The organism is Caballeronia sp. SEWSISQ10-4 2, assembly GCF_030464885.1.
GTDB lineage: Bacteria > Pseudomonadota > Gammaproteobacteria > Burkholderiales > Burkholderiaceae > Caballeronia.
Window position 1 is genome coordinate 1 of sequence record NZ_JALPRJ010000154.1, and the last position, 10,446, is coordinate 10,446.

Annotated in this window: 8 protein-coding genes; 2 read left to right on the plus strand and 6 right to left on the minus strand. The window is 59.2% G+C overall.

The window, feature by feature from the left end:
* Positions 1-254: 254 nt before the first annotated feature.
* The 5 genes from M0D69_RS42340 to mdlC all read right to left on the minus strand — a co-directional run bounded on the left by M0D69_RS42340 (position 255) and on the right by mdlC (position 7,751).
* A complete protein-coding gene (locus M0D69_RS42340) occupies positions 255-1,391 on the minus strand; it encodes an acyltransferase (RefSeq protein WP_301787752.1) in 1,137 nt (378 codons plus the stop codon).
* A 265-nt stretch (positions 1,392-1,656) separates the two neighbouring features.
* Positions 1,657-2,796, minus strand: coding sequence for a porin (locus M0D69_RS42345; RefSeq protein WP_301787753.1), 1,140 nt, complete (start codon positions 2,794-2,796; stop codon positions 1,657-1,659).
* A gap of 263 nt (positions 2,797-3,059) precedes the next feature.
* Positions 3,060-4,400 carry an MFS transporter gene (locus M0D69_RS42350; RefSeq protein WP_301787758.1) on the minus strand — a complete coding sequence of 447 codons (1,341 nt, stop codon included), beginning with the start codon at positions 4,398-4,400 and terminating at the stop codon, positions 3,060-3,062.
* A 254-nt stretch (positions 4,401-4,654) separates the two neighbouring features.
* Positions 4,655-6,106, minus strand: coding sequence for an aldehyde dehydrogenase (locus M0D69_RS42355; RefSeq protein WP_301787754.1), 1,452 nt, complete (start codon positions 6,104-6,106; stop codon positions 4,655-4,657).
* Between the two features lie 52 nt (positions 6,107-6,158).
* A complete protein-coding gene (mdlC, locus tag M0D69_RS42360) occupies positions 6,159-7,751 on the minus strand; it encodes a benzoylformate decarboxylase (RefSeq protein ID WP_301787759.1) in 1,593 nt (530 codons plus the stop codon).
* 222 nt (positions 7,752-7,973) lie between these two features.
* Here mdlC and M0D69_RS42365 point away from each other — a divergent pair, with 222 nt between their 5' ends.
* Together M0D69_RS42365 and M0D69_RS42370 are read left to right on the plus strand one after the other, a co-directional pair.
* The gene (locus M0D69_RS42365; RefSeq protein WP_301787755.1) at positions 7,974-8,882 is read left to right on the plus strand and encodes a LysR family transcriptional regulator; all 909 of its coding nucleotides are present in this window, start codon (positions 7,974-7,976) and stop codon (positions 8,880-8,882) included.
* 86 nt (positions 8,883-8,968) lie between these two features.
* The gene (locus M0D69_RS42370; RefSeq protein WP_301787756.1) at positions 8,969-9,334 is read left to right on the plus strand and encodes a VOC family protein; all 366 of its coding nucleotides are present in this window, start codon (positions 8,969-8,971) and stop codon (positions 9,332-9,334) included.
* 29 nt (positions 9,335-9,363) lie between these two features.
* Here the strand turns inward: M0D69_RS42370 and M0D69_RS42375 are convergent, their stop codons facing one another.
* A complete protein-coding gene (locus M0D69_RS42375) occupies positions 9,364-10,131 on the minus strand; it encodes a DUF4410 domain-containing protein (RefSeq protein ID WP_301787757.1) in 768 nt (255 codons plus the stop codon).
* Between the last annotated feature and the right edge of the window lie 315 nt (positions 10,132-10,446).

Genomic DNA, 10,446 nt, shown 5'->3' on the forward strand with positions numbered 1-10,446 from the left:
TCTGGCGAGCACCGTGCTATCAGGTGCCAGAAACTGGGGCCTGCACGCTAGGGACGCTAACTCGCCGATTGTTGAGAGGCGTTTTCTTTGCTTCTGTTTCTTTTTCGCCGGTGTGGAAAAAGAAATGAAGTGCCGCCACGCACAGTGGCTAATAGTGATAAAGGGAATAACTAACTTAAACCGACCGCGAACCTGAGCAGCACCAACCCGGCCTCCCCCCGACCGAGTGCGAACGAAAACCCCACCCCGATCACTTAATGCGCATGCTCAGGTTGCCCGATCGAGCGCGGTGAGCGTGACGTCTTGTAGGCTTTGCGCAGATACGCACACAAGGGCTTTTCAATCGACAGGAAACTAAAGATCGATACGGCCGTCAACGCAAGCAAGAATCCCAGGAACGGCACCGGCGAAGTCGCAACGCTCGGAAACAGCATCTTTGCATATCTGAAAAGCGGCACGTGCAGGATGTAAAACGCAAAGCTCGCTTCCCCCAGCAACACCATCGGCTTGCTGCCAAGCCAACGGCTAAGCGGCCCCTTGGCACGTGCCAGGAAATAGAGAAGCAGGATAAACGCAGGAAACAACAGGGCTTTAGCCAACAAGTGATTAGCCAGCACAATAACCGCGACTGCTGCGGCCAAAGCCAAAAAAGCAGCGACGTCGAAGCGAAATGTCTTGGCCAGCCCCTGGCTCAGGTAAAGACGCGCCATGCATATCCCGGCGATAAACTCACCTATACGAAGCACCGGGGTAAAGTTCACCAGCTCTCGCAGCCAATACGCATTTCCCAGCGATGACGGCAGGAACGAAAGCGTCAACGTAGGAATAACGGAAAACAACCAGAAGGCGCCAATCAAACCCGAAAGCACACCAACGCCGCGATTTTTCAGGAAAGTGAACAGGAAGGGAAACGACGCGTAGAAAACGGCTTCGGCGGAGAGCGACCATCCGGGCGTGTTCCAGGCGGTAGCCGTGGTGGGCGTCCAGGCCTGCAGTAGCGCGAGAGAGATCACGCCATAAAACGCCAGCCGTGCGTATAAGCCGGCCGAGTGCCCGTGCAAAGAAACCAGGTTCGTATAAACCAGCGGTGCGAAAACGATCCAGCCCAATAAATAGATCGGGTAGATTTTGGCGAACCGGGAGAAATAGAACTGTCGTATGGCAGGAGCCTCTGCACCGCCCACTTCGGGATGTGTATAGGTAAGGATAAACCCCGAGAGAATGAAGAATAACTCGACGGGGTCCCCCGAATTTTCATAAAAGTAAAACGGCGAAATCCCTAAGGACGCGGCGACGTCAGGCGAAAGGTGATAGAGCGCCACGCTCAGCGCTGCCAGGAAGCGAACGCCGGTTAATGCGGGAATGACTGGCCTTCTTGCAACTGTTGTCATCGTTCATCATGTTCGCCGCGTGCCCCAGCTCGCCTGGCCGCCTTATGGTGCACGCTAAAAAAATCGAAAATTAATGCGGAATCGCCGATTTCCGTGAAAATAAAACGTGCCTTGCATCCCGTTTTGAATTGCATGACTTGCTTGATCGGTGCCCGAGTAGGCCGGCCCAGCGATTGCACCGAACCCCGAGGCTCACCAGATCACTTGTGAATAATTGACTACCCGCCCCGACTATCGAGCGGGTAGCGAACAAGATTCCCGCTAGCTAGAAACTGTGTCGCAATCCAGCCATGGCACCCAGTTGCCCGGCCCCCGCGGCTGGCGTCGTGCCACCACCGCCCTGACTCACCGTATAGGCCGCCTTCGCGCTATTCGCGAGATACGCTCCCTGCAAATAAACGGCCGTACTCTTGGACAAGAAATAGGTCGTGCGCAACACCCCGATCGTGCCCGGGGTATCGTCCTGCCGGTTGACGATCCGGTAAATACCGCCGTCCACCAGTAGCGCGGGTGTAACCGGCCACGCGGCAGTCAGATAGAACTGGTCCGACCTTACGTTAGGCGTGGAAGGCGAAACGGTCTCGACCCTGCGCCCCAGCCAGCCGCCGCCGATCTTCAGTTTCCCGATCGCTCCGTAACCGTTCAACTGCATGCGAATATCCTTGTCCCCTGGGTTGGTCAACGCGAACGTGGGCGTACCGTCGAACATATTCGCCGATGCCCCCGGGCCACCGCGTTGTTCGTCGTAGGACGCGGCGGCACCGAAACCCCTCAAGTCGTAGCGCAGCATGGCGGACCACTCCTGACAGGTTTGACTGCTGCCCGGAACCGAGCCGACGCACGTGCCCTGTCCCGGCGAGTTGCCGGTGCCGGCCGAATCGCGGCCAAAGGAATAGGTTGCACCCGCGGTCAGGCCACCGAAGGTTCCCTTGTACGCGATCGTGTTGTCGCTGCGGGCGCTTGGCAAGTACTGGTCGAAGGAACCCGTGCCGCCATAGATGTCCGGGCCAAGCAGATCGGAGTCGAGGATAGCCCAATACGTCATGGTGTACTGGCGCCCGAACGTCAGGGTGCCGTACGGTCCTTTAAAGCCGACATAAGCCTGTCTGCCGAAAAGGCGCCCACCCTGGTTAAGCGTTCCGGCTTTGGTATTAAAGCCGCTCTCCAGCGTGAAGACGGCCGACCATGCGCCGCCGAGATCCTCGTTGCCGCGTATGCCCCATCGCGACGGCAGTTCGCCCGTCACGCCCGGCATCCGCACCACGCTGTTGCCTGATGCATCGGCATGCGTCACGTACTCGATACCGGTATCGATAATCCCGTACAGCGTCACATTGCTTTGCGCAAACGCTGGCGCAGCAGTGATCCCAAGCAGTGTTCCCAATAAGGCGATTTGGTATTTCATGGTCTCCGAGTCTCCAGACCTGCGCTTTGGAATGCAGGATCTTGTTACGACGACGCTTAAGCGCATTGCGCGCTCGGCCCGCCTGGTTATTTACATTAAAAATCCTAAAGATTCGCTTACATGAGTTTTTGATAGGTATGCTAATTTCTTACGAAATGAGTAAGTCCTGGTCGCATCCATCGGTTTGGCTAATTCAAGAAAGCGCGAGGATGAGGGTCGCTCAGCCCCGCGTTACAGATTTCACCGCAAATAGGTCCAGTGCCCTACCGAATGGCGCTGGGTATATGTCGCCGCACCAGCGCAAGCGCGATCAGCACAACCGTCATTGCCGCTCCCAACATCACCAGGTACGACGACGCGCCGCCTGCGGTAATGACCGCGGCACCGGCAAACGCGCTGACAATGGCGCCTATACGCCCAAATGCAAGCGCCGACGCAGTTCCGGTCGCACGCACTCCGGTTGGATAGACATACGCGCAAAGTGCATACATGGTCGATTGCACGGCATTGACGAACAGACCGTGCGTAAAGAGTCCGAACATCAGCACGCTCAGGTGCTGGGAGACGTTCAGCGTCAGCAACAGCCACGCGCTCGCACCGGCTCCGAAGCAGCAAATGATCAGCGGCCAGCGCGAACCGAACCGTGTGATGGTGACCGCACAGGCCAGCGCCCCGATTGCACCGCCGAGGTTGTATGCCGTCAGCCCATAGCCAGCAAACTGCACCGACAAACCCTCGTTGGTCAACATGGTCGGCAACCAGCTAAAGGCGGCGTAGACAGCCAGCAAGCACATGAAGAACGCACACCAGATAGCGACCGTGTCCAACGCGCGGCCATCCTTGAAAAGCGCGGTGAAACCCACGTGCTTTTCGGCGTCGCGCTCGCGAATGTCGGTGAAGCTTGCGTCTTTCGCCACGTGGCGCGACATGCGGCCCAGCAGCGCAGTCAGTTCGACCCAGCGATGCGGCCGGCGCGACAGGAAACGTGGCGACTCAGGCAGCGCGAACAGTAGAAGCACGGCAAGCACGAGCGGCAACACACCGCCGGTCAGAAACAGCGCGCGCCAGCCATAGGCCGGCAGGATCACGCTGGCGAACAGTCCCGCTACCATCCCGCCCAGAGGCACGCAAAGGATCGTGACCGTGACCGCTACGGTCCGAAAGCGCGCTGGCGTATATTCCGCCGTCAAGGTGGTGGAGGTGGGTAGTGCCCCGCCTATTCCCAGTCCCGCGATGAAACGCAGCGCAGCAATCACCGCGAGGTTCGGGGCAAGGCTGATCGCACAGGTCGCGACGCCGAACACCAGCACGCTGCCGATCACCGCCCAGCGCCGGCCAAAGCGATCCGCGAATAAACCGGCACAGGCGCTGCCTATGCCCATGCCGACCAGTCCTGCTGCAACTACCGGGGCAAACGCATTGCGGGCAATGCCCCACTCCTTGATCAGCACGGGAATGGCAAAGCCGATCAACTGGCTGTCGAAGCCGTCGACAATAATCGACAGCGCCGCCAGAAAAACAATCAACTTCTGAAACGTGGTGAATGGACCGTCGTCGAGCACGCTCCCGATGTCTACCGTCTTGCTCCCGTCCTGCAACTCCATCGCTTCATCGTGTTCCGTCTGTGCGGACCCGGTGAACCCAGCGGGAGGTACGTAGCTGGTCATGTGACTGTCTCCTGTTCGTGCGTGGGTTCGACCCGCGCGTCTTTATTTTCTTTAGCGAATTATGCGAGCGCGGTTTACTGTTTTGATATTGCCGATTAGCGGAAAAGTCATGACCTGTCCGCATGACCTTGTGCTTGCTTAGCGTTTGTTCCGTCTGCCAACCAACAACGCTTAAGCGAGGCTCGGTATCATCAGAATGGGTATTGGCGCGGTGTCGTCTGCACGGTGATCCAGCGCAGATCGGTGAATTCGGCAATGCCCGCCTTGCCGCCAAAGTGACCGAATCCGCTGCCCTTCACGCCGCCGAACGGCATCTGCGCCTCGTCGTGTACGGTGGGGCCGTTGATGTGACAGATACCCGATTCAATGCGCTTTGCGACGCTCATCGCCCGTGCAATATCGCGGCTGAAAACCGCCGATGACAAGCCGAATTCGTTGTCGTTGGCGCAGGCAATCGCCTCTTCGTCGCCGTCCACGCGCACGATTCCTTTGACGGGTCCAAACGATTCGTCGTGGTAGATCCGCATATCGGCCGTTACGTGGTCCAGCAGCGTGGCCGGCATCAGTGTGCTGTCGGTCTTGCCGCCGCACAGCAGCGTGGCGCCCTTGGCGAGTGCATCGTCGATCAACGCATTGCATCGCTCGACCGTGCTCATGTCGACCACCGAGCCAAGCACGACAGGCCCGTTGCGCGGATCGCCCAGCGGCAGTTCGACCGACCGCGCGGCGAGCCGCTTGACGAATGCGTCGGCCACACGGCGATCCACGACAATGCGTTCCGTCGACATGCAGATCTGCCCCGAGTTGGCGAATGCACCGAAGACCGCGGCGTCGACCGCTGCATCGAGATCGGCATCGGCCAGCACGAGCAGCGGCGCCTTGCCGCCCAGTTCCAGCACGACCGGCTTGAGGTACTTTGCGCAGTTTGCCGCAATCACTTTGCCGACTCGCGTCGAACCCGTGAAATTGACCCGCCGCACTTTGGGATGGGCAATCATCGCTTCAACGACCGGACCGGCGTCGGCCGGTGCGTTCGTCACGAAGTTCACGACGCCTGCGGGCAAGCCTGCCTCCTGCAACGATTCGATGATCAAACCATGCGTAGCGGGACATACTTCCGAGCCTTTGAGAACGACCGTGTTGCCGCACGCAAGCGGTAGTGCGATTGCACGAACTGCGAGGATCACCGGCGCATTCCACGGCGCTATGCCGAGTACAACACCGGCCGGTTGACGCACGCCCATTGCCAGGCTGCCTGGCACGTCGGATGGAATCACCTCGCCTGTAATCTGCGTGGTTAGCGCTGCGGCCTCCATAAGTCCGGCGGCAGCCAGATGCACATTGAACCCGGCCCAGATACCGGACGCACCGGTTTCGGCGGCCATCGCGGACGCAAAGGCCGTTTGTTTTCCCTCGAGCACAAACGCTGCGCGCATCAGCAAAGCGCGTCGCTCGCCTGGGCCTAGCGCAGACCATGCGGGAAACGCGTTGGCTGCGGCATCTACCGCAGCCAACGCGTCAGCAACCGACGCCGCCGGAGCGCGCGTAGCAACTTCACCATCCAGCGGATTCTTGCGCTCGAAGGTCGCACCGTTGCTGGCCTGTACCGCCTCGCCGTTGATCAGCATGGCAATCGTTTTCATCGTCTGTCTCCTGATAATTTTTATACAAGCAGTAGTCGATGCCCAACGCGCTTCAGGCCACGACCGCTTCGACGAGCATCGGCCCGGCAGTGTGCAAAGCGTCGTTCAGTAAACCGTGCAACTGAGAGGCCTCCTTGACCGCAACGCCGCGGCAGCCCATGCCGGCAGCAAGCGTCACGAAATCGAGACCGGGGAGATCGGTTCCCTGCACGGGATCGGTCGGCGCGAAACCGAACACCGGCGCAAAATCCTGCAAGGCCGCATATCGCGAATTGTTAAGGATGACGAAAGTAATAGGCAGATTCAGTTGCACCGCGCTCCATATTGCCTGAATCGAGTACATGCTGGAGCCATCGCCGATCAGCGCTATCACGCGTGTGCCCGGCTTGGCGAGCGCAACGCCCACCGCTGCTGGCATGCCGTAACCAAGACCACCGCTCTCCATGGTCAGGAACGTGCCGCTCCGGGTGAACGGCAGATATTCCTGCATGACCGGTCGCGCACTCGGCGCCTCTTCAACGACAACGTCGGCCGGGTTGCGTATCTCGGCAAGCGTTTGCAGCACGAACGCCACCGACATAAGCGGCGACGCCTCGGCACGCGGAGGCGCACGGCGAGCCGCCGGCAACGGCCGCGTCTTGGGAGCCGGCCGCGTCAGCAAGTCCGTGACGCCCAGCTGGATGTTCCCCACCGTCGCCGTGCCGCTCGGGGTCCAGGCGGCCACACCGGGGTCGTCGATCAGCTGGAACAACTGCGCGCCCGGGGGAATATGCGGACCGCTGCCCTCTACGTGGTAAGTGAAAGCCGGGGCACCGAGCACACAGATGAGATCATGGCCGCCCAGTATTTCGACGATCTTCTCGCGCATCGCGGGAAGGAAGCCGGCGAACAACCGATGATCTTCGGGAAAGCTGCAGCGTCCCGACATGGGCGCAACAAAAACACGCGCCTGATGACGTTCTGCCAAGCGAACTACTTCATCCGCTGCGCCCGCGCGGTCCACGCCGCCACCCACGACAAACGCCGGCCGCGCGCATGCATCGAGCGCGTCGCCCATCCGCGCCAGCATCGACGGATCGGGCCGGGTCATGGTGCTGACATCGCTGACCGGAACGTAGTCCGCCGGTTGGTCCCAATCGTCGGCGGGGATAGAGACGAACACGGGTCCGCGCGGCTCCTGCATTGCGATGTGATAAGCGCGCGCGATTGCAAGCGGCACGTCGGCGGCTCGCGCCGGTTCGATGCTCCATTTCACGTAAGGCTTAGGCAACTCGGTTGCATGCGTCGACGCCAGGAACGGGTCGAATGGAAGGATCGAACGGGCCTGCTGCCCGGCGGTCACGACGATAGGCGTGCGGTTGCGAAATGCCGTGAAAATATTGCCCATCGCGTTGCCGACACCTGCCGCCGAATGAAGGTTCACCAGCGATGCATTACCCGTTGCCTGCGCATAACCGTCCGCCATGCCGACCACGACCGCTTCCTGAAGTCCAAGCACGTAGCGAAAATCGGCGGGAAAATCACGGAACATCGGCAACTCTGTCGACCCTGGATTGGCAAATACCGACGTCATCCCTACGCGTCGCATGAAATCGATCACGGCGTCTCGTACCGTGATGCGGGCGGGTTGGGTGCGACCTGACATCCCCTGCTGCGCCGTGCTGCCTGTCATGCAAATGCCTCCTGGAAATCTAGCGAGTGAGCGCTTTATCTGAGGAGGATTATCCAAGTCTGCACACATCATGAATATTGCCTTTTTGAGAAAAAGGCATTACGTTTGTGCATGACTCGCAACCCTCCTTGCCATGACGAGCGTTCAGTATCGCGTTGATCCGGTTCCTCTTCCGACTTCCGCTCCCGATCCATAATGACCTTCAGTCTCCAACAACTTCATGCGTTCACGACGATCGTCGAAAGCAGTAGCCTCGGTCGCGCCGCAGAGGTTCTCCATGTGACGCAGCCGGCGCTGAGCCGGACAATCAAAAGACTGGAGGAACAGCTCGGCGCCCCTTTGTTTGAGCGCCACTCGAAAGGCATGCAACTGACGGCGATCGGTGAGGCACTCCTGCCGCACGCAACGCTGCTTCTGCACGAAGCCGACAACGCCCGCGAAGAAATCGATGCAATCCGCGGCCTCGCCAAGGGCACGATCCGGGTCGGCGCAGTAGCGAGCATCGCAACCCTTGTGCTGCCGTTGGCAGTCAGCGGTGTGCTGGCCCGCTGGCCGAATCTGCGCGTGCAAATCATCGAGGGGGTGTGGGACAGGCTTGCCGATAGTTTGCTGAAGCAGGAGATCGACCTCGCGCTCAGCATGGCAGTGCCCGATACGGACGAGATCATCGCTATTACCGATTGCTGCTGGGAGGACACGAGTTATGTTGTCGCAGCGCTCGATCATCCACTGCGCGCCAAAGCGGATCTATGCCTTGCGGATACACTCGATCAGCAGTGGTGCGTGCCGCCTCGGGGAACAGGTCCGTTCGAACACATGCAGCGTGTATTCGCTGAGCACGGGTTGCCCATGCCAGAGATCGCAGTGGAAACCCGCTCCATCACCGTGCTGAAGAGTCTCGTCACGCGCGCGGGTTTTTTAAGCTGGATGGCCGCGCCGATGTACGACACCGAAAGCGCGGCCGGCGTGTTCGATACGTTGCCTATTCCCGGCCTCGTCGCACGTCGCACGCTGACCGCGTTTCGACGCCGTCAGGGCATTCTGCCGCGTCCGGCGGTCATGCTGCTGGAGCAGCTCAGGCAATTGACCGCGACTGCTGCATGAACCCGATAATCGGGCGGCTTGATAAAACCTTCACACTGTTTCGCCAATGACTACGGCAACATCATCTTAGGGAGCGGCAGACCATCATGGACGAGATCCTGGCTATTCGACCTTTCGTACCCGCAAAGGATTTTGATGCATCAAAGCGCTTTTACCGGGCGTTGGGCTTTACGCTGACCCACGAGGACGAGAGCTTCGCGATATTGAAGCTGGGTAGCTTCAGCTTCATTCTGCAGAATTTCTACGTAAAGGAATTTGCCGAGAATTGCATGATTCAACTGCTCGTCCGCGATGTGGATTCGTGGTGGCAAAAAGCGAAACCCAGCGAGCTGGTTGATCAGTTTTCTGTCAACGCGCCTCGGGAGCCGGCGCTACAAAGCTGGGGAATGAAAGTCGGGTTCATCTTCGATCCTTCGGGCGTGCTCTGGCACGTAACTGAAGTCCCGTTCTGAATCCGGAGGTCTTGATCTGACGGGCAAGATCACGAGCCCTTGATACGATCGGTCGTCATCCAGCCCTCCCCCACGCCGATCTGTGCGACCTGTTTCGCGATGGAATCGGCCAGCCGCTTGGCATCCGCCGACACCCCGGCGTGCTTCGTTTCGGACACGGCGTGCAACCCTACACCTGCAGCAGCCGATGTTGCGACATGACCGGCCGCAGCCCCGATGCCCGCTGTTTCCGCCACACCGGGCGCCTTGCCGCTATCCGCCTTCGCTTCGAAACTCTGTATAAACCTCGGCGCTTCGCCCGCCGGTTGATAGAGAACTTGAACCGACGTGCCGACCTGGCTCTTTCCCGCACCCAGACCGACCAGCATCCGGCGCCGGCGATTCCCCGCATCGATTGTCTCGAAGTTGCCCTGCACGATCAGGGCATTCCGATCCGTGGGCGCGGGGGCATCTGCACGTGCCGCACGCAGGCCCATCGACTGTAGCTGCCGCACGATTTCACCAGCGACCTGCTCGCGGACTTCAACCGCATCGTCGGTTTGCTTCTTCAACGTCGCCGTGCCGTCCCATTGCGACTGCATCTTCTGAATCAAGCCACCGTCGAGTTTCACCTGGTCCGGCGAGCTCTGGAACGCGTAGACATAAATGGTTTCCGGCCGCACCTGCGTGGCCGCATTATAGGCACTCACATTGGTGATGCCACTAGCGCAACCGGTAAGCAAAACAGCACAAAAAACCAATGCGGACAGCGCATGCAGAGCGCTTCGTCCAGCCAGCATTTTGAGAAAAGTAAGCATGTTCATCCTGTCATCGACACCATCGTGTCTCGGTTATTCAAACACGTCGTCCGATGAGATAAACAAGTATGGATAGCTGATCATCGGCGCTCTCTTTGTGCGCGAAATGCCTGATCGAATCTGCTTGTTCAGGCGTCTCTGCAACTGATGCGAGTATGAATGAACGGACGCGCAATCTCTATTTGAGAATTATGTCGCGCCATGTCACGAGGCCAGCCCGCATAGTTGGTTGCGCCGATGTTATTTCATCAGATCATTAGTCTTACTGTGTCATAAAAATACTACGTCTACTATAATAAAGATACCGTGACTCCC